Origin of the sequence: Terasakiella sp., from assembly GCF_048267425.1 — a bacterium.
In the GTDB taxonomy this organism is placed as follows: Bacteria; Pseudomonadota; Alphaproteobacteria; order Rhodospirillales; family Terasakiellaceae; genus Terasakiella.
In genome coordinates, this window is the sequence record NZ_JBLWXN010000006.1 from 208,965 (window position 1) to 229,031 (window position 20,067).

Annotated in this window: 22 protein-coding genes and 1 pseudogene; 20 read left to right on the forward strand and 3 right to left on the reverse strand. The window is 44.3% G+C overall.

All coding sequences use genetic code 11. The features are described 5' to 3' along the window. The first annotated feature begins 213 nt into the window (after window positions 1–213). The 11 genes and pseudogenes from ACN0VA_RS11495 (at window position 214) to ACN0VA_RS11545 (ending at window position 5,778) form a co-directional block, all read left to right on the forward strand. Window positions 214–1,314, forward strand: coding sequence for a PD-(D/E)XK nuclease-like domain-containing protein (locus ACN0VA_RS11495; protein ID WP_417821292.1), 1,101 nt, complete (start codon window positions 214–216; stop codon window positions 1,312–1,314). 1 nt (window position 1,315) lies between these two features. Beyond that, on the forward strand, window positions 1,316–2,308 hold the full coding sequence (locus tag ACN0VA_RS11500) for an AAA family ATPase (protein WP_417821293.1): 993 nt from the start codon (window positions 1,316–1,318) through the stop codon (window positions 2,306–2,308). Window positions 2,309–2,460: 152 nt separating this feature from the next. Next, window positions 2,461–2,616 (forward strand): hypothetical protein, encoded by a 156-nt coding sequence (locus tag ACN0VA_RS11505; protein WP_417821294.1) that lies wholly within the window; start codon window positions 2,461–2,463, stop codon window positions 2,614–2,616. A 13-nt stretch (window positions 2,617–2,629) separates the two neighbouring features. Beyond that, window positions 2,630–2,989, forward strand: a complete 360-nt coding sequence (locus ACN0VA_RS11510) for a hypothetical protein (protein WP_417821295.1) — start codon at window positions 2,630–2,632, stop codon at window positions 2,987–2,989. A gap of 10 nt (window positions 2,990–2,999) precedes the next feature. Beyond that, a complete protein-coding gene (locus tag ACN0VA_RS11515; protein ID WP_417821296.1) occupies window positions 3,000–3,170 on the forward strand; it encodes a hypothetical protein in 171 nt (56 codons plus the stop codon). Between the two features lie 19 nt (window positions 3,171–3,189). Then, on the forward strand, window positions 3,190–3,510 hold the full coding sequence (locus ACN0VA_RS11520) for a hypothetical protein (RefSeq protein WP_417821297.1): 321 nt from the start codon (window positions 3,190–3,192) through the stop codon (window positions 3,508–3,510). A gap of 13 nt (window positions 3,511–3,523) precedes the next feature. Further along, window positions 3,524–3,811, forward strand: coding sequence for a hypothetical protein (locus ACN0VA_RS11525; RefSeq protein ID WP_417821298.1), 288 nt, complete (start codon window positions 3,524–3,526; stop codon window positions 3,809–3,811). A gap of 13 nt (window positions 3,812–3,824) precedes the next feature. Further along, the gene (locus tag ACN0VA_RS11530; RefSeq protein ID WP_417821299.1) at window positions 3,825–4,055 is read left to right on the forward strand and encodes a hypothetical protein; all 231 of its coding nucleotides are present in this window, start codon (window positions 3,825–3,827) and stop codon (window positions 4,053–4,055) included. 14 nt (window positions 4,056–4,069) lie between these two features. Beyond that, window positions 4,070–4,303, forward strand: a complete 234-nt coding sequence (locus ACN0VA_RS11535) for a hypothetical protein (protein WP_417821300.1) — start codon at window positions 4,070–4,072, stop codon at window positions 4,301–4,303. 303 nt (window positions 4,304–4,606) lie between these two features. Beyond that, window positions 4,607–4,744: pseudogene (locus ACN0VA_RS11540) on the forward strand (helix-turn-helix domain-containing protein); the annotation flags it as partial. A 17-nt stretch (window positions 4,745–4,761) separates the two neighbouring features. After that, the gene (locus ACN0VA_RS11545) at window positions 4,762–5,778 is read left to right on the forward strand and encodes a tyrosine-type recombinase/integrase (protein WP_417821301.1); all 1,017 of its coding nucleotides are present in this window, start codon (window positions 4,762–4,764) and stop codon (window positions 5,776–5,778) included. 300 nt (window positions 5,779–6,078) lie between these two features. Here ACN0VA_RS11545 and ACN0VA_RS11550 read toward each other — a convergent pair whose 3' ends face one another. Together ACN0VA_RS11550 and ACN0VA_RS11555 are read right to left on the reverse strand one after the other, a co-directional pair. After that, window positions 6,079–9,831 carry a hypothetical protein gene (locus ACN0VA_RS11550; RefSeq protein ID WP_417821302.1) on the reverse strand — a complete coding sequence of 1,251 codons (3,753 nt, stop codon included), beginning with the start codon at window positions 9,829–9,831 and terminating at the stop codon, window positions 6,079–6,081. 24 nt (window positions 9,832–9,855) lie between these two features. Further along, window positions 9,856–10,095 (reverse strand): helix-turn-helix domain-containing protein, encoded by a 240-nt coding sequence (locus ACN0VA_RS11555; protein WP_417821303.1) that lies wholly within the window; start codon window positions 10,093–10,095, stop codon window positions 9,856–9,858. Window positions 10,096–10,247: 152 nt separating this feature from the next. Between ACN0VA_RS11555 and ACN0VA_RS11560 the strand changes: the two genes are divergently transcribed. From ACN0VA_RS11560 to ACN0VA_RS11580, 5 genes are read left to right on the forward strand one after another with little or no spacing between them, the layout of a single operon-like run. Continuing rightward, window positions 10,248–10,466 (forward strand): hypothetical protein, encoded by a 219-nt coding sequence (locus ACN0VA_RS11560; protein WP_417821304.1) that lies wholly within the window; start codon window positions 10,248–10,250, stop codon window positions 10,464–10,466. 9 nt (window positions 10,467–10,475) lie between these two features. Next, window positions 10,476–11,663: an Arm DNA-binding domain-containing protein gene (locus ACN0VA_RS11565; RefSeq protein WP_417821305.1), complete on the forward strand. Its 1,188-nt coding sequence runs from the start codon at window positions 10,476–10,478 to the stop codon at window positions 11,661–11,663. Continuing rightward, window positions 11,656–11,949, forward strand: coding sequence for a hypothetical protein (locus ACN0VA_RS11570; RefSeq protein ID WP_417821306.1), 294 nt, complete (start codon window positions 11,656–11,658; stop codon window positions 11,947–11,949). Before ACN0VA_RS11565 ends, ACN0VA_RS11570 begins: the two co-directional genes overlap by 8 nt. After that, window positions 11,946–12,161: a hypothetical protein gene (locus tag ACN0VA_RS11575; RefSeq protein WP_417821307.1), complete on the forward strand. Its 216-nt coding sequence runs from the start codon at window positions 11,946–11,948 to the stop codon at window positions 12,159–12,161. The genes ACN0VA_RS11570 and ACN0VA_RS11575 overlap by 4 nt, the downstream gene beginning before the upstream one ends. Beyond that, on the forward strand, window positions 12,161–12,568 hold the full coding sequence (locus ACN0VA_RS11580; RefSeq protein WP_417821308.1) for a hypothetical protein: 408 nt from the start codon (window positions 12,161–12,163) through the stop codon (window positions 12,566–12,568). The genes ACN0VA_RS11575 and ACN0VA_RS11580 overlap by 1 nt, the downstream gene beginning before the upstream one ends. A 1-nt stretch (window position 12,569) precedes the next feature. Here the strand turns inward: ACN0VA_RS11580 and ACN0VA_RS11585 are convergent, their stop codons facing one another. Further along, window positions 12,570–12,902 (reverse strand): helix-turn-helix domain-containing protein, encoded by a 333-nt coding sequence (locus ACN0VA_RS11585; protein WP_417821309.1) that lies wholly within the window; start codon window positions 12,900–12,902, stop codon window positions 12,570–12,572. A 146-nt stretch (window positions 12,903–13,048) separates the two neighbouring features. Here ACN0VA_RS11585 and ACN0VA_RS11590 point away from each other — a divergent pair, with 146 nt between their 5' ends. From ACN0VA_RS11590 to ACN0VA_RS11605, 4 genes are all read left to right on the forward strand, one after another. Next, window positions 13,049–13,594, forward strand: coding sequence for a hypothetical protein (locus ACN0VA_RS11590; protein WP_417821310.1), 546 nt, complete (start codon window positions 13,049–13,051; stop codon window positions 13,592–13,594). A 656-nt stretch (window positions 13,595–14,250) separates the two neighbouring features. Beyond that, window positions 14,251–14,766 (forward strand): hypothetical protein, encoded by a 516-nt coding sequence (locus tag ACN0VA_RS11595; protein WP_417821311.1) that lies wholly within the window; start codon window positions 14,251–14,253, stop codon window positions 14,764–14,766. Next, window positions 14,763–16,967 carry a hypothetical protein gene (locus ACN0VA_RS11600; protein WP_417821312.1) on the forward strand — a complete coding sequence of 735 codons (2,205 nt, stop codon included), beginning with the start codon at window positions 14,763–14,765 and terminating at the stop codon, window positions 16,965–16,967. Before ACN0VA_RS11595 ends, ACN0VA_RS11600 begins: the two co-directional genes overlap by 4 nt. Next, on the forward strand, window positions 16,964–20,002 hold the full coding sequence (locus tag ACN0VA_RS11605; protein WP_417821313.1) for a tyrosine-type recombinase/integrase: 3,039 nt from the start codon (window positions 16,964–16,966) through the stop codon (window positions 20,000–20,002). The genes ACN0VA_RS11600 and ACN0VA_RS11605 overlap by 4 nt, the downstream gene beginning before the upstream one ends. Window positions 20,003–20,067 lie beyond the last annotated feature (65 nt).

Below are 20,067 nucleotides of genomic sequence, written 5' to 3' on the forward strand. Positions count from 1 at the left end.
TTTTGCAAACGATGGATACTCGGGGCCGTACACCTCGGTTATCCGGGCCTCAGGATTGCGGCGAAGTGAAAAGCTTATACAGGTTCGATCCCTGTCGCATCTCTCACCTTTTAACAACGAACCATTTCCGCAGCCTGTCGGCACCTCCCCGAGTATGCCGAGAAACAACAAAAAGCTGGCAGGCTCCGTAAGTGGTTTTGAGAGGAAAGAAAGATGACCGCGCAAAAGTCCTTTAACCCCTTTGAAAAGTCTGAAACGTCGATTTATTTCGGGTTGCCTGATGATGCCTATCATTCTGTCGAGGCTCTTTCGAACTCAGGTATTAAAGAGTTGCTCGTTGATCCTCTCGACTTTTGGTACCAGTCTTGGATGAACCCGCACAGAACGGAAAAAGAATCTTCCGCCATGCTGTTTGGCAAGGCTTTTCATAAGTTCGTTTTGGAAGGTGAAGAAGAATTTGACAACACTTTTGTTGCCGATCCTTTAAAAGCCGATCATCCAGAAGCATTAGACACCGTAGAAGACATGCAGTCTTGGTTGCGTGACCATGAACTGAAAATCTCAGGTAAAAAAGCAGAGTTACGCGACAGAATTAAACATCACGATTCAAGCGTTGTTTTTTGGGATAACCTGCGTTTGGAATTGATGGGTGAACGATCCGTTTTAAAGCAGGATGATATCGACCAGATTAAAAACAGATGTCGCATTGTCCGCGCAATTCCATCTATATACAACATTGTAAAGGATGGTTGCGCAGAGGTTTCTATCTTCTGGACCGAGCAGTCAGACCACGGACCTGTTCGCCTTAAAGCACGTACAGATAAACTTAAACCAAATGGCACGATTGCAGATTTAAAAACCTTCCAGAACTCTCAACGCAGAAAGCTTGAGGATGCCGTCTCATGGGAAATTGCAACTCGTAAATATAACTTACAAGCTGCAATTTACCGACGGGCCGTTAAGTCGGTTATTGATGCATATAAAGCAAAGAAGCTTATCGTAGTTGGCGCACCTGATGGTTTTTTGGATGAACTATCAAAGGCTGAACATATACGTTTCGCCTTGATTTTTGTTCAAAACCATGACGCCCCCAATGCCATAGCTCGGGAGTTGCGGGAGTTTGAAACCCTCAAAGGTTTAGGCATGTCTCCGAACGCCTACTGGCGCAACGCTGAGGAGGCATGGAAATACGCTGTCCAAAAATTTGGACGTTTTCATAAACATTACGGAAATGAGCCGTGGGTTGAAGAAAAGGCCATTAAAGCCTTAACCGACCATGACTTACCTATGTTCGTACAAGATGGGATGATTTGATATGCCAGAAGCACGATATGATTTTATCATTGAAGACGCGGAGCGCGTCGGCGCACCTCCACTGATTGCTGTTTGGGGGCCGTCTACTTGCGGCAAGACACTTACTGCTCTTTTAATCGCTCGTGGCATTGTGGGGCCTGATGGTCAAATAGGCCTTATAGATACCGAAAACGGGCGTGGACGTTACCATGCAGACAAAGCACGTGGCGCAAATAACAAGCCGTGGAAACGTCTCGACTTACAACCTCCATTTTCACCTGAGCGATATACTGCTGCTTGCAATGCCTTGATTGAACAAGGATGTGATGCAATCATAATCGACAGTGGTTCTCACGTATGGGAAGGCGAAGGCGGTGTAATTGATCAAGCTGAAAATGCTACCTACGGCAACGGTCAAGCCGCGCAAGGTCTACAAAAATGGAAGGCCCCGAAAACGTCTTATAAGAAGATGGTCAACAACTTGTTACGTGCGACTGTCCCTGTCGTTTGGTGTTTGCGCTCCAAAAAAGCCTTTGAGCAAAAGGTAAACCCAAAAACTAAAAATAAAGAAATTGTTCAGGAAGGCATTGTTCCGATTTCAGGCGATGGTCTTATTTACGAAATGACCCTTTCTATTTTGCTTGGCCTTGACCACAAGCCAGCCTTTTTCGATCCAGAAGCACCTTATAACGCACACCCGACTATCACCCCAATTAAAGCACCTGACGAACTCATTGGTGAAATTAAGAAAGGTGAATATCTGGGTGAAGAGTTCGGCAAAAAGATTGCACATTGGATCAATGCTGGCGGGGAATGGAATAAACATGAGGCCGAACTTTTGAAGGTGGCTCGTGATGTTGCGACAATGGGAACCGAGCGCCTTTTGCAACACATTCGTTCGTTGCCAATGGATGATCAAAACGCCCTTAAGCCACATTGGAAAGCTGAACTAGAGCCACTTGCAAAACGGTACGACGAGCCAGAAGAACACTTTGATGATGAACCTGAACTTTAGGAGAGGCCGCGCAATAGCGACCCCTTCCCAATGCTGGCGACATATCAACCACAACAGATTGAAAGGGTCGCTTGGTTAGATACTGATTTCGCCTACCCGCAAATCAACGTCGCCAGCATCGGTAAGGACAAAAGGAAGACACAGGAGAAAACATGGTTAAGCTCACAGATTTAAAAGATGCCTATTCTGCAGCGGAAGAATTCGTTTCCCGAATGAGAGAGGCTTATCCAAACGCTGACGATCAAACGATCCGAACGGCGTGTACCTATCATGTCGAAATGGTTCTTTTAGAACTGAAAGAAAAGTAAGGAGAACCCAGAAATGCTCACTCTCAATTTACACCAAGCTAAAGAACTGGTTTCCCTCTTTGGTGACTGTGACGAAACACTGGTCACAATCCAAGAATGCAATGAAGGGCATAGCGGTCCCGGCATTTACGCCTACTTTGATGAATACCCTGAAGAAGGCTCTTGCCACTTGCCACTAGAGCCGTTGCCACCGATAGAGTTCACGGTTGGCACTCATATCGAAACCCATCTAGGCAAACCGGGCGTGATTGTAGATGCAACACCAAACGAAGACGGAAAGCTGAAAGTTGAATTCGATCCTGTATGGGTAGGCTGGTATCTCCCTGAAGAACTAACCGCTGTTCCCCACATGGAACACCCAACCGAAAAGTAAGGACAGAAAAATGCTCGACACATTGAGGACCGCAATATTGTTAGTGCCTTTTTTGTACTGCGCTTTTGCGTTTGCGGCACTGGAAATAAATCCGCTGAATTGGGAAGCGCATATTCGCTGGATAGCTTTGTTGGCTCTGGTGCTGTTCACGGCGCTTCTTGAGCCGGATAAAGAAAATTAAACGTAAGGAGAGAGAATAAATGAAATGGCACAAGGAAGACAAATCACTCCCACAGGTAGGGCAAGATGTGTTGCTCCTATACAAACGTGGTGACGGCTATGTGCGCCCTTTGATGGTCACTCTTTTGATACGCCATGAAGGTGTAACTCCTAAGCCAGTTAAGAAAGGGGAGAAAATGCCAACCGATTATTATTGGGCAAAACATGGTGACATTAACAACCCCGTATTGATCAACGGTGAAAAGTATTGGTCCGACATGTCAGAAATGGAGCTTCCCGAAGGCGTATCCCATGTGACAAGCGACAATGGTTATCACTCGTTTTGGTCAGAAGAAAAGTAAAGGAGTATCGAAAGTGTCTACGGATATAGAACAAAAACCAATCGTGGTGAAAATCTCAATTCTTCCACAAAAGCCAAATCGTTTTTTTCGCCTTATCTCAACCATTTTTGTTTTTGCCACGCTTGGCGCGTTGTGGTGGTTAAACGTCAAAGTCCTTGGCGATAAATGGGTACTGGACATCATTCTAACAATTGTTTGGATCGTGAGTATCGGGGCAACCGTTCAAAACATCAAAACTCACCACTTCGGCAGCAAGGAAGACGCTATTGAATTCCTAAAGAAACATAAACCCGAAGCGTAAGGAGAAGGCACCGATGGATAAGATTTATAAAGCCCGGCAAGCAATGCGCAAAGCCTTTATAGGCTTAGGGCTGAACAGTGAAGAGGTTTTAGAAGCCCTCCTTCAAAATACAGCCGAGATTATCGCAGATCATACCGATGGGAAAATGAAAGCCAGCCATGTTCGCGGGTGGTGTGACGCTCGATTAGGTAGCTATTTAGACGAAATCTTGGATGCAAAATATCCAAATCCCCAAATCAATTAGTAAGGAGAAATGAAATGTCGAAAGACCTGCTAAAGAAAAAAGGTTCTTCATGGATTTCACAAGCGATCTTTGAACAGGTTGTTACGGAGCCTATGAAAGAGGAAATTCGTTCTAACTCAGAGGCTTTAGACACCATGAAATTCGAGGTGTCATTTCAAGAATTATCTTACCTCATGGGCATGGCTTATCTAGAAGGCGGTAAGCATACACGCAATGCAATCCATCAATATGAGGCAGACCTAAAGTAACCCTTAAACACCGACGACCACCGCAATTAATGGACAGTGAGAAATGAGCCGAAGCAGAAACGTTTTCCATCATAAGCACCTTGAGCCTTTCAAGGCTTGGTTGCTTGAGAAAGGGTTTGTTGAAGAAAAAAACAAAGGCGACTTTGAGGTTTTGCGCGTCCGCAAAGGCAAGGAAAAGCCTGTTATTTTTCATTATCGCTATGGAAGTAACCAACAACATTACACCGCGCAAGGACATGGCCTTGAATTGTTTTGGCAATGGAAAAGGAGCCAGTAACAATGGAAAACTCCCTCCCCCCCTTGATGTCAGCAGCCGAAGTAGCAGAATATTTGCGTAAATCTGTTTCTTGGGTTAAGAAACAAGTTAACAAAAACAAAACTCTTTCCGCTTATAACGTCGGTGGTTCCCTCTTATTTTCACAAGAGGACGTACATTCGCTGTTGGAGAATAGCAGGGTATGCCAAGAAAAAACAAAGGCCCGCACCTCTGGTACGACAAAGACAAAGACACCTATTTTATCAGGTGGTACGAGCATGGAAAACGCTGCAAGAAAACAACGAGCACAGGAGACATCGGCCTTGCTCAAGAAAGCCTCGCGGTCTTCCTCCTCTCATGGCGGCAGTCAGGTGGTCCATCTTCCCCGGACGAAAGGTTAATTGATGATTGCCTTGACGCCTATGCACTTGAAGTCGGCGTTAATGCCGTTGACCCTGAACGAATTGGGTATTGCATCGACGCTCTTAATACCTTCTGGCTTGGTAAGAAACTGTCAGATATTAGCCGCAACACCTGTAAAGCTTACGCAAAACATCGTGGCGTATCCGACGGTACAATCCGGCGCGAACTTGGCTGCCTAAACGCTGCAATCGGTCACGATTATATGGAGGGTCGCATCACTCGTAAGGTGCCGGTTCCCCTCCCCCCCAAGCCTCCATCAAAAGAACGCTGGTTGACCAGAAAAGAAGCCGCCGACTTAATTCGGTCAGCTCGCAAAAGACGCGATGCAAAAGATTACCTCCCCCTGTTTATTCTTATTGCTCTTTATACAGGGCAACGAAGTGAGGCTATATTGTCTCTGCGTTGGCCTCAGATAACAGCCGACCGCATCAACTTTCACAATAAAGAAGTAACAACAAAAAAGAAGCGCCCGATCGTTCCAATTCACCGGCGCTTAAAGCGGTTCCTTGATTTTCAGCGTAAACGCGGTACACAGCTCGGATATGTTCTCCACAGAAACCAAAAACCCATCAAGTCAGTGAAAAAATCCTTCAAGGCATGCGCTCTTGATTGTGGTTGGAATGATGTTACCGCACACACTCTACGGCACACATGCGCGTCATGGATGGCGCAAAGAAGTGTCCGCTTCGAGGTGATTTCAAAATTCTTAGGACACGACGACGTAAGAACAACCGAGCGCATTTATGCTCACCATTCGCCAAGCTATTTAGATGATGCGTTAGAGGCTTTTGATTAGGGGACGTATAAGGGGACGCTAAGTGTGTCGTAAAACGTCCCCCGTGCCGCAAATCACGTATAAAAATCCATAAATAACATATAGTTATGCTTTAACTACAGTTTTCGGGAGGCAGGGGCCGGAGGTTCGAATCCTCTCTTCCCGACCAACATAACCCCTTGGGAAACCAAGGGGTTTTTTGTTTTTACATTTTTATCCAAAAAAGTCGGTGCCCATACGGTGCCCAACTTGTGCCCATCATATATTTTACCTTTCTTCTGAATCTAAGTTTGATGACACCTGCCTTGAGTTTATTCCGTCTCAGTCATCTCTCAGGAATTCAGACTTTTTTGTTTTTTCAATATCCTTGTAAATCCAGTCAATCCAATCTGCAATATCTGTTCGATGTTCAAGAAAATCAGGTCCAGAACATAGCGATTTGACCTTTTCAAGGAATTCGGCGCGTCTTGTGTCAATGGGAACCCGACTACCGCTCCATGACTGCATGGAGGGTTCTATATTTAATTTTTTAAAGTCCGCAAAGTGTTGATTGTTTTGCAAAAAAGTTTTGATATGGCGTAGGCGGCGGTTTTCCGGAAAATAGGAAATGGGTTCAAACGCAACCAGCATTCTGCCCTGATCCCCTGCATGGCTTGCAATATACTTATCCAGAAAAGCATCCTGTTTTTCATGGATCTCTTCAGAGCCTTTGGGTTCATCGTATTCTACACTGAAAAACCTTTTTATCGTGTCTGCGCACTTATGAACTTCATAAGGGTTTTCACAGCTTTCAAGAAGGTATGTAATCGCATTTTCAAGATGTGATGGAAAATCATCAAGCTCCCATAGAATGTCGAAGTTTTGGGAAGAGCGGTTATAGTTTTCCTTATCTCTGATGATTTTTATCATTTCCATGAAAAAGGCAGGATCGACATCCAGCATGTTCTTGAGGAACTGGCTGCGGTAATCAAAATGATCACGTGACAGGTAGGAAATGATATAGGCTTTTTTAAGCAGCTCTTCCTGACCCTTGAAAATCTCATTTAGGGTTCTGTCCCAGTTTTCTTCATCAGAAAACACTCTTTCCAAGCCAAAATTATAAGTTGGTTCCTTTTCATGACGATTAATTAAAAGGGCCGTCACTTTTGGTAGAATATTTGGATCGGTAGACTGGTATTTAGAAAGGTAATTAAAGTCATAAAACATTGCTGAAACATGGGCGGTTTCATAAAGGTCCAATAAGACATCACTATCTTCTGGCCGGACCTGATCTTTTGGCAGGAAGAGATAGAAAAGAAATTTCCAACGTTCTTGTTCCTGCATATCAATTTTTACAATCAGGGCCTCTAGGGTGTCTCTATCCGTTTTCTGGAGAAGCTTGCTGATAAAGAGGCTTGCATTATCTGTGATCAGGGCCGCATCAATTTCAAGGAAGCGGGTCAGTACGGCTTCGATAAAGGGCACATCTTTTTCCAACAGAATTTCAAGGAAGGAGTGAAAGCCTTGTGAAATCTCCCAACTGATGCGATTGGTCGCTTTATCTTTCGAGATGACTTTGTAAGCTATGAAAAAATCGACAAACTCATCTGCTGCAAATTCATTCGTATGGCAACGGATTGCCTCACTTCTGATCCGCTTGGTTTCGTTAAAGTCATCGGCTTCTCTTCGGTAGGCATAAAAATCCAGCAAGTTATAGATTTCCATCTCTGGGCAAGTGAAGTGCTCAAGAAGGACCCAAAACTGCGGATCATCTTTGTCACCTTTTCGATGCACGTAGTCATGGACAAACTTGCAATCTGAAAAGTCCTTTGGATTTAGGTTTTCTCGAATGAAAGGGATCAGTAAAACCGCATCTTGCTCCAAAATCTCCTGAACCCCACCCTCCATTTCCGGCTGAATATAGCCGTTGAGAGTTTCAAGAACATGGGGTTTCAAGCTGTCTTGCTCGTATAGGGCAAACAGCATTTCAAAAATGCTTTTTCGAAGCTGTTGAATGTTTCCATTATTTGCCAACGCAAAACGATAAAAGGTAACTGTGCGCCCCTTTGATCGATTTTCTTCAAAGCGGGTTTGCAGGTAATAGGCTGCGATTTTCGTGAAGGCGATGGCAAGGTGCTCTGATCGTTTTCCTTGAAAATTGGCAATGATGCTTTCGATCACCAGCTTTTCACGTTCATAGCCTTGGTTTATGGAATAAGTATTAAAGCCAAAATCATCTGTGAGCAATTGCACCACAGACATTATGTCTTTAGGATTTTTCTCGCCATATTGAATGGCAAGGCTAATGGCTGTTTGGAGTTCATCATCATAACACTGCCAAAAAGGAACAAGCAAACCCAGGATGCTCTTTTCTAAATAGAGACCCTGTATTGTCTCCCATAAAATCTCTCCTGAAGAGATTGATGTATCCGGCAGTTTTTCGATTAATGTTTTGATGTAAAGAAGGGTTTTATCGAGGTGAACGAAGGAAAACAGGTCTGCAAGAGTATAGAGCCAATCTGGATCAGTGCTTTTCCAGGCTTCTTGCGTAAAAGGCTTTAGCTTTTCTGTGGTTTCTTCCAACGAAAAAGTATTTATGCAGGGACAAAGTGAATCCCGGAGCAAATTGGTATGCGACAGCATGAACTTCGAAAGCAGAATTTCCAAATCACCCGCGTTCTGCCTGAAGAAATGAACATAAAAAAGATAGGTTGCCAGAACCTGATCGCTCATTTTGGCGGCTTCGTCTTCATATAGATCAATAATTTCAAGTTCGTGCAGTTTAGTGATGCCCTGCCACAAGGTATCTTTATCAATACCAAACACGTTTTCGATTAAATCAATCTGCTCGTCATTGGATTTATCCAGCTTGCGAAAAAAGCTGATAATCCCGGCGGTGCGGATGAGGTCCTGATTCTTCAGGTCCTCAAGGTCTTTGAGGATGTCGGAAAAATATTGATCATAAAGGGCGGTGACATCGCTGATCCCGGCGAGACTTTTTTGTTCCATGGCAATCTTGCCCGCCATGATGGCAAGGCGCGGGTTGCCATGGGAAAGCTCCTGAATGCGATAAATGTATCCATGGTTACGGATGCCGATGCTTTCTTCCAGAAGCTTGCTGATTTCTTCATCCGTAAAGCGCTCAAGGGCAAGTGAACTGAAGTTGCCAACCTGTTTAGAGGTGTTTTCGATCTTATCCAAGGCGTAATCACGCACAGTGGCGATGACTTTTATCGATTGATCACCTCTTTGATGAAGCAGCAGGTCGATGAAATAATCAAAATTGCTGGCCCGGTTGGCATCATCAACCAGAATCAGGAATTTACCGGGGCGAGAGAAATAGGTTCTGACATCGTCATAGATGTCTTGGGCCTTGTTGAAGATGCAAAAGGGTTGGTGATCCGGTTCAAGCTTTTGAAAACGTACCATGGCTTCAAGGGCCAAGCGTGATTTGCCAACTCCGGCATTGCCAGAGACAAGCAAAAGGTCGCTGCCTTGCAAACACTCAATAGCAGTTTCAACGTCCTTTTCACGTTCACAAAAAGCTGTATCAAGCGGTGTGGAGAGCTGATTGCGGCCATAAGCTTGAATAAAATCCTCTGGCTTTAAAATCTGGCCTGTTGTGATCTCAACCCCAAGGTGGTCTTTAGCTAGATGGGGATAATATTCATAAAGGTCATGTGCGAGGCTTTCCAGGGGAACAAGGCGGATCGGAACGCTGTGTTCTTCGCCATATTTCTTGAGGTTATTTTCTTCAGATGTTGAAAGGCGTTCGGTGTGAAAAAGAATGATTTCAGCAAGTTGTTCTAAAGCAACGCCCGTTTTGCTTTCATCAAAGCATTTTTCAAGATCGCCTTGGAATTTCTTGCATGTGCCATATTGTTGAGTGGTATATTCCACAAAAACAGGCTTGCCCTCAGCATTTTCACACAAACTATCCGGCGTTCCTTTACGAGGTTTATTCATCCCTGTAACGGAGCCAATGGGGCGAATGTTTTTATAGCCTGTCGCCACCAAATAACAATCGCAAAGCTTTTGGAATGCAGTGGCATCGATTTCTTTAATCGTGTTTTCAATTTGATTGAGTTTAGACATATAAAACACTTTTATCTGAAGCGGTTATTTCTCGGGGATATCAGTTTCAGATATGTGTTTAGCAACATCCCCGACGTCGACATCAAAATATATACAAAGCTTATCCAATACATCTGTCGTAGCATTATAGCCTTTTTGGTTAGCTAACTTGGACAAGGTTGCACGGTGAAGCCCTGTTTCCAGAGCAATCTCTGCAAGTGTAATGCGTCGACCTTCTTTGAATTCTTTGTCGGCAATAAGTTCTTTTAAACGAAAGCGGATCATAGGTTCCCTCATCTTTCCCTAACCACTTATACACCACAAACGTCGCCTAAAACAATCACCCTTCACTTTTTATCGACAAAAGCCAATTGACAACGTCGCTTCTTTGTGTAAAATGTCACTTATAAGCGACATTTAAATATGGAGAATGACTTATGACACTACAAACTTACCTTACTACCGAAGAACTTTCTAATCGAATTAAATACGATGCCCGCACCATTCGGGAACGTTTAAAAGATTCCGTCCTTCTGGAAGGCGTTCATTACTTCCGCCCCTTTGGTGGTCGAAAAATTCTCTACATCTGGGAAAAGGTCGAAGAAGACATGATCCGCGGCGCTTGTGTCGACTCTCTCATCGCTGGTCTGCAATAGGAGGATAGAATGGGTAGTATTCGATCACGCGATGGAAAACTCTTTCTCGATTTCCGTTACAAAGAAAAGCGGTGCCGGGAAGCCACAACACTGGAAGACACCAGCACTAATCGCCGTCGACTGGGCGCTGTCCTGAAAAGATTAGAGGCCGAAATTACGTTGGGAACCTTTACTTATGCGAAGTATTTTCCCAAAAGTCCTCGCCTCAATGAATTCACAGCCCAAGAAACTTCGGCCCGCATGATGCGAGGTGATGTACCATTATTTAGCGACTTTGCAGAGCTTTGGTTTTCAGAAAAGAAAATTGAATGGCGGGACTCACACGCCAATACAGTTCGTATTTCGCTAGATAAATATCTTCTTCCAACTTTTGGGAAAAAGCTGGTCGGCCAAATCCGTAAAAGCGACATTCTTAACTTCCGCTCGTCACTCGCCAAAGTACCCGGGCAGAAAGAGAAGACACTGTCACCGTCTCGTATCAACCATATCATGACGCCATTGCGCATGATTATGACAGAAGCAGCCGACCGATTTGAATTTACCTCACCATGGCAAAATATCAAGCCACTAAAGGAGCCCCGGACAGAAGTTCACCCCTTTTCCTTGGACGAAGTGAATTTGTTTCTCCAGACCGTGCGACCAGATTTCAAAAATTATTTCACTGTTCGTTTCTTTTCCGGGATGCGCACCGCCGAGATTGACGGATTAAGATGGCAGAATGTAGATTTTGAACGTCGACAAATCCTTGTTGTCGAAGGTTGGGTTGAAGGTCAACGTGTCGCAACCAAAACAGATAGCTCCCATCGTGCCATTCACATGTCGCAAATGGTCTATGATGCCCTGAAAGCACAATATCTAGTGACATCCAAACTTGGAGATTATGTCTTTTGCACACAAAGTGGCACCCCTTTATTGCGGCGTAATGTGAATCGACGTGTGTGGTATCCGTTACTTCGCCACCTCGGCCTTGCGCCGCGCCGCCCCTATCAAACCCGACATACCGCCGCAACACTCTGGTTAGCTTCTGGTGAAAATCCCGAATGGATCGCCCGCCAAATGGGGCATAACTCCACAGAAATGCTATTTACCGTCTATTCCCGCTACGTCCCCAACCTGACCCGACAAGATGGTTCCGCTTTTGAGCGTTTAGTAACAAACCATTTCTCAAACGAAAACCAAGGAACAAAACATGAATAATAATATGCATTCTCTCTATTTGCAGCTGAAAGCGCATCAAGAAGGCTACGCCAGCCTTCAACTAGCTAAAAAACTTCATTGCCTCTTGCCCCTCAATGACGAAATAGACCTACGCCCCTTTATCGGCAATGGCAAGAACAGGAACAATGTCGAAGCTATACAAACATGGATCAAGGAAACAATGACAGATTTCCCCGCCAGCAGCTTTGAACTGACATTGGATCATTGGCATGAACGTCTGGTCAATGTTTTACTAAACAAGCTTTATGACGGGGAAGAAACATGATCAATTTTGCCATCCCCAAAGTAGGCCCTGTCATCGGCTATCTGGATCAACATAAAATCTATGAATGGGTTCAGGATCACGAAGGAGACATCTACCTCTTCATCGGCCTATTTGATGAAAACCGCCCTTATACCCCCCAAGACTTGGTGAATGGAGATTTGATTTTCTACCCGAATATTCATTACCGTCGTGTTGAGGAAGCGGGGGAATAATGGTAAGAGAACAAATCCCCCTTGATCAACTCATCCGCCTGACTCCTATTGCCATCAAGACCTATATCCGCCTGATGAATTTATGGGAGATCAAAACTCAAGAGCGCTGGGACCTGCTGGGCGGTACGCCCCCCTTCAACCTGGAAAGATATGAAGGGTGGAATCCTGCTCATGATATCGCACTAAGCGAGGACCAACTTTTTCGTATTGGCCTGTTGTTAAAAATTGCGACCTGCCTTCAAATCTTACTCGGACCACCGCTCTGTTGGGAGTGGCCCCAAAAGCCAAACGCCAGCCCCCTTATGAAAGGTCAAACGGCTTTGCAATATATGATAGATGGTGGCCTCCCTGCCATCATCAACGTCTACAAATTGTTGAAAGGACAGATGCAATGTCATTTTTTGTAAGTTATTTTTTATGCCGGATGAGAACTTTAGCCTGCTCGGTTACCGTCTTGATGATATCCACAGGCTGGTTTTCCAACAACGTCAGCAATTTAAGCGTTTCGTCAGGAAGGTTACGGGGCTGCACGTCGAACAATTCACCAACTTCAACGCCAAACACTGCGGCAATGCCGACAATTGTGTCCAGACGTGCCGCCTTAGCACCCCGTTCAATATTAGAGATCGTATCGACGTTGCATTCAACGGCTTCAGCCAATTGTTCCTGGGTCATGTCCTTGCTTTTACGTAAACGCCGGACCGTTTTCCCCAAATTTGTCACTGTGCTTTTATAGGTCATATTCGGAATTTCACCCGAATTCAAACCATACTCCACCGAATGTATTCAGACTTTTTATTGCACGCTAAAATTTACTGAATATAATCAGTCTTTAATTAAATTTATGCCTCCTTACTGAAGGCATTCAGACATGAAAGAGAGAGCTTATGCTTATTTTGCATTTTTTCTTATTTTTACTTTCCTTGACCATCAGCACTCAAGCAGTTTTAGCTGCCGAGATAGCAACGCCTTTCGGATTTGAGATTGGGGTGGATACCCTTCACTCCTCCAAGACTAAGGTCATCGAAGCTCGCAGCACTATGAAAAACATCGGCACAAACAAATATTCTCATGGACCGGTTTACGAAGTTGATGTCAGTCATATCGCTGTAAAAGATATAAAAACCATTCAACTCATTTTCGATGCCAAAGATCACCTGCAAGGCATTACATTCAACAGTTCAAAGCATAACTTTAAGAGTCTGGAAGACCATGTTGCCAGCAAATATCAACTCTCGAGAAGAGAAGTCCCCTTTGTTGGCAATAAATTTGCGGAATATAAAGCACCGAATGCGATCATTCAGCTTGATGCACCCCACATGAGTTTTCAAATGTCCATCAGCTACGTTTCAACTGATTTGCTCAAATCTTTCAGCAAAACAGTCCAAGAAAACAATCAAGCGCAAAAGAAAAAAGAAGCCTCACAGTTTTAATCCCACGCTCTTTACAAATGTGAGGTTTGAAATGGATCTTATCACAATACTTGTAGGGCTTGCTATCGCAAGCCTCTTCCTTTGGATGGTCACATCTGCCCTTGTGGGTACCGTTCAGTTTTTCATGCTTCCCACACAAAATAAGTATTTACGCAAACATCCAGATTGTAGAACCAGACGGGCTCCACGTTGTTGCCGTTGTGGAAGCAGTGCGATATGGCGCAGTTATTGTGGTGCGTCCCCAGGAGCGCGGCTTTTCATCCATTCCTGCAAGGCATGTGGGACAAAGCTTTATCGCAGTAGCGTTTGAATCCCAAAACTAAATCTTCTTGACTCTTTGATCTTTCCGACCTGCTTCATGAGCTTAGCCAGACCACCACGATCCGCAGCCGGACACGCACCCACCCGCGCAATATCTCCAGGGCCATTCCCCCACAAACCAAAACAGTGAGCGAACTTACCAAAGAAAATAAAGACCAAAAGGCCCCGTTTAAGGTCGATAGTCGGGACTTTCATTGAGGCAATAAAAGTGTTTATGTTTCACAACAGTTTTGTGTGGCCTGTTTTTCTAGGATTAAATCTCATCTGGAACGGGCGCGAAACTCAAAGAAAAGATGCGATTGATGACATAGGATCAAACAGAAGCTCATCAAACAATGAAAACTCGCATCACCTATGTCAATTCAGAGACGTCACACCTTGAAATTCACCCGCTTGCGCTGCCTTATGCTCAAGCATGGCAGGAACTTAAACGGCATTGGTCGCCAAGGCAACTGAGTGCCACCGACCTCAACAACATTCAGACATTTTCCATCATTTGTGCCGTGAAAATGCGAAAAAAATATTACTTTTTTTCCGATTTTGAAGTCGTGCGCATCTTGCGAGAACAACAGACAAAGACTTGGGCTCTTCGCGTTTTTGAAAACGTCAGCGATGACATTATCAAACAGATTGCGGCCAACTTCCTAACAAATATTAAAATCTTCAATCTCGACCGTAACGAAGGCCTTGCGAGCCTCCAATCCGCTGTCGCCTCCCGCATGGATGCAGCCATTTGCGAAAATTATTTTGGCCAGCCCCTTTTTCATGTCCGTCCGACGGCCAACGTCTTAGGTCTGACCCACAAAGAATTACGTAACCAGCACAAAAAATTTGCAGGAGAAAAAAGATGAACAGCCTTCTCTTCACTGCTGTAACGCCCTTCGTGCCTTCTGATCAGGCAAATCAACAACTCGTTTCTCTCGCAATTTTTTATATCCGTCGCGCAAAAAATAATTTTCAAATTCAACTGCCCCTCACAGAGCAATTCGTCAACTGGGATGAAATTGCACCGGAAACATCATCCATTGACCTATTTGCTCTTGCTCAAAAAATCCGCAAAGGGAAAAAGATCACCGACTACCCTCTCGCGGCAATGCTTGCGTGTAATTTTGAAGGGGTTTCACCACACCTCCAAACTTTGAACGACCTCAAAGCACTGGGGGTCATGGTTTTTGCTTGGTATTTGGCAACTGGCCGATCATTTCAGGATCTAAAGAAATTCTGTTACGCAATCCGAACCATGACAACAAAAAAGGGGCAATGGCTTCTAAAGCTTATTCCAAATTCCATTTCTTCACCCGATGAGCTCGTTGCCGCTTTAGAAGCGCAGCAAAGCAATGTGCCTTTTGGTGAAATCAGAAGATTTAAGGAATTTCTCCATCCACTCAAATCTTTGGTCGACAATCGCTCTGCCAACGGGAAAAGCGAACAGCAGCTGTCCGACAAAGGGGATCGCGCGAACAGGCCTCACATCGAAGCAAAGCAGGGAAAAATCTGGTTTGGTGATCAGAAAGTTACATTCTTGGTGGACCTGCCAGAACAGATAAACCCCTCAATCGCACAGGAAGAGCAAACCCACGACCATTCGAAACCCAGTCTCACTATTGAAATTAACGATCAGCATTCTTCTGAAAACAAACGAAGCCAGACCGAACGTGAAATTCGCGGGCAGGATATCGCCAATGCCATCACACGGAAGTCGATCAAAAGCATTTTCGACTGGGGACATCTGTCGGGTAACGAAATTTCAAGATTGTTCCGGCACCAATTCTACGCAGCCCAAGGCGGCAATGTCACCGCTTTATTTCTTTGCATATCGATCCTGACGGGCCGCAGAGTTGAAGACCTCATTCGCCTGAAATTGAAAAAGAGGGAAAAAACCTCAAAAGGCGATCAATGGGTTGTCGTCAAAGAATTTATCTGTCTTGTCTCCGTGCTGAATTTACCGGAAAATTCAGGTGACCAGTATGTTTCAGTAAGAAAAGATATTTATTTGCCCATCCCTCTTGCTTTGTCAGGCACATTGCGAGAGATCTTAAACGATGGGCGGAACAAAGATATTGATTTTTCTTCGCACCTGTCCCTGCTCAATCGGCATTTCAAAAACAGACTGTCACAAAACAGGTTGGCAGAAATTTCTCAGAGATTTTATATCCAGCAGGGCGTTCAAAAGCCGATAATCGCAGCGATCACGGGGCAAACCGCCAAACACAATCCCTCTCTTTTTTATTGTGGTTTGGAAAGACATACGGTTTCCTCAACCTACCAAAGGTTTATCAACTACATAAAAACACTTACACACCTGACAGAGCTCAGTCTCCCAGAAGCCAAATCAAACCAGCTCATCGGCAGCAATTCCATTGCTTTAGATAAAGTCGTTCAACAGCGCTTCACGACAATTAAAACGGCTGTGAAAAATGCTCGAAATTGGCATACCTGCCATAATGCACTGACTTTTTACACACATGAAGTTCTATCCTTGGCAACGGGCCACCGAGCTGTTGGCAGCCCCTTTGAAAAAATAACAGATTTTGATCTTAACCATGGACAAATCTGGATCTGCGACAAGGAAAATCGACAAGAACAATCTTCGCGGATTTTACCGCTCGCTCCAATCGCACGAAACCAAGTTCTTCAATATATCAACCATCTCCACGCCTCCCAATATTATCATTCCCTCTTGCAACCTGAACTCGCCACTGAGATTGACAACTCTCTTTCAGGGAAGAGTGACTTCCTGTTTTTCATCACGGGTGACAAATTACTGCCTGTTGCACCCAACATTGTTACAGAGATGGAAAACTTAGTTGATTTGCCGAATTTAAAAGGCAATTGGGCAAGACATTTTCTCTATAGCAAGCTGATTGCAAAAGATTGTTGTCCACATGCCATCTCCAACTTCTTTGGGCATGCTGACTTTGGGGAAGAGGCCGGTAATCCCTTTTCACATTTTTCAATGCAGAGATACGCTGATCTTGCGGCAAAAATCCAATCCCTCCTCACAGGGCTTCAAATTGAAAAAACCTCCGGCTGGCAGGAGACAAACATATGACCATTCGCAGAAACTCTCAGTCTGGCAGGAACGCGAGAAAGAAAAAACGGTTAAACGCCATTAAAAAATTTAAAGTCGCTTTCCCAAATATGCTGAAAAAGCATTTTCCCAACCTGCATCAACATCCTCGTTTAGCCACCAACCATGCGCAAAACCTCAAAGCTTGCGTTGATGAAATCCATCAGGCAAAAATAAGCCTGAATGCCAAACGCCTATTTATTAGCCAGCTCAACCACTTCATTGATAAGGTAAATCATGAAGAAAACTGGAACCTGCTTAAAGCACGACAAATCAACAGAGCCGTGCGACGACCCGTTCGGAGAACACTTGGCCATTTTATGCTGTGCAACCAATTTAGAGAGTGGTTTCAAATATTTGAAAGCATCGTCAAAACTACACCCTTGCACGACAATCCAGATGCCCTCGCGTGTTACCTTCTTTTAAGTGCAATGACTTATGGTGGCTTGGCAACGCTCCCTGCCTTGAAATCATTTTTGCGCGAGCTCAATGGCTCAAAGTTTCAACTACAACGCCATAACGGCCTTGTCTGGCTCAATTTAATTTATGAAGATTTTCATTCAAACCCAAATGTTCGACAGGATGACAAAGAACTAGTTTTAAAGCGTTGGTTTCTGGATGACTTGACGCTTTCCTTGCTTGATCAATATCTTACCCAAGCATCTCCAAAGCACCTTACACCACATGAAGATGAAATTTGGGCATTAATTCATCGCGTGACAGATCAACTCTGCCTCAGCCGCCTGAGAATTCCGGGCAAAAACAAACTCAAGACGCTATGCACAATTGCCTATGCCGGAGTTGAGTTTCAAGTTGGAATTCACTTGCCAGAATATTTAATTGAAACAACAACCGGTCGATTGAAAACATCATCCTTACCCACAAGTGATTTTAAAGGCCTATTAGGACTGAACACCTATACTCTTTGCGAAATTGGACAGAACGGCCTAGCCTTTACAAACGGTAAGCATCAAAGACAACAACAGAACGACCTCAACCGGGATATCGCGTTTCACGAGTTAAAATCTCTATACCAAATTCTCAATAAAGAAACACGCCCCAAACAAGCTGCCAATTCTCTGGAAAACACAATTTTTCAATCTGAAATTATCAACCATCTCAAATTATGGGCCATTTACCTTTTGAGAGAACGTGACATTGTTTTAGGCTCAGTTCAAACCTACCTCAGACAGATTTCAAAATTCCTCATCCTCGAAATTCACTTCGACAAACTGGAAAATATCTCGTCAGAAGATTGGCATGAAATCTACCAACAAGTTATTGAGAGAAAGACGAAGGTTTCAGAGCGTGACCGGACCGCCTTCCGCTTACTTGATTTTCACCGCTTCCATGCATCCCACAACCGCCTGATACCGCTAGATTTTCCTCTTATATCAGGTTCCCCCAATCGCCTGTCATTTGTAAAGGCGGGTTTCGTTGATGAAAGCCTTTTTGAAGCTTTGCGACTTTCTATTCGTCAGTCAAAGCACTTACCCAACAATACAAAGATACAATTGGAAATCTTGACAATTCTCGCCTATCGAACGGGTTTAAGAATTGGGGAATTGGTCAAACTGACAACATCCGACATTGAAGGAAAGCAACAAATCAACTTGTTTGTCCGGGATAACTTCTTTGGCCGGAACAAATCCAAAAACTCCCGAAGGCCTTCCCCTGTATGGCTGCTTTTACCCACAAAGGAATATGAGATTGTTTCCAGATTTCTGCTGTACCTACCTCGGCGTCCAAACCACCTTATTTTTCATCATGATGGCAAATCGGATCGTCAATGGAATAGCACAGAAGTCGGGCGCCTCATATCCGATCTGCTGAAAAATATATCTGGGCGCAAACATCTGAGTTTCCATCACCTTCGGCATTCAGCCCTAACCAGAATGCAGCTCATAATTACGCAAGATTCTGAGCTAATTTCACAATTCACAGCCTACAGCCAAGAAGAAGCGAAACGTCTGTACGACTATGCTTTTGAAGGTGGAAACCAAGGTATGGCGGCTTATCACCATCTGGCTAAAATGGCCGGACATGCAGAACCGGATACTACCTTTTCACATTACTTGCATTTAAATGACTTGCTTTGGTTCAAGACTATTCAAAAAAGATGTGATCGACTGGCGCCAACAGAAGTTGCAAACCTGTTTGCGCATTCAAAAAATCAATCAACAAGAATTACGAAATCTGACAATCAATGGCGAACCATCGCCAACTTGGCACTCAAGAACCTAACCGCTGCCAAGAAAGTCAAAACTTTGAGAAACACAAAAGCCAAACAGGTAAAAACAACCGCCCCCATTCAAGTCCACCAGTTCACAAAAGAAAACATGCAAACAATCTTGTATCATTATGTCGTCCTCGGACGGGATTTAGGGTCCCATTGGCCGGATGACATAAGAAGTCAAATTGAGGCTTCGATTCAGACAAGTCACAACCTGGCACTTCTGAAAACGACCCGTAAATCAAATCGCTTTCCTGTCGTCGTTAGAAAAGGCACGAACCAACCCTATGTCTTCCCCTTCACAGATCTACGCAATTGCGATCTTGAGGATATGCAAGACTTACACGCCGTTCTCATGCAGGAACATGAAAGATCACCTTCCTGCCTGACTGATTTCATTCAAGATATCATTTTGGGCAGCGATCAATCCAAGAGAGGTATTCAATTCAAGCATCCCACACGGCTGAAAAAATTTCTAAGCATCATTACAAGAGCTTTTCCAATCGAACGGCTACAACTTGAATATGAAGACCCAACAAAAGCCGACCCGAAAATTAGGGAACGTATCCGAAAAAACTGGGCAAGCGTCTTTCCCGGTAAAATGACGCCTCTTGAGGTCAACACAAAAACGCCAAGGTCTAAATTTATGAGTTCACGACTAAAACTCATGGAAGTCACAATAAAGCAAAATCAGGCATCTCCTCAAGTTTCACGGGCAACAGTTGTTACTGTCTTGGAGTTTACCATCCTACACCCTGAACTCTTGAAATCTTGTCTCACATAATGATGGAATTCGTTACAGCTCCCATTGGGACTGTGCGGAAAAACCGGATTATATCTCAATCATTT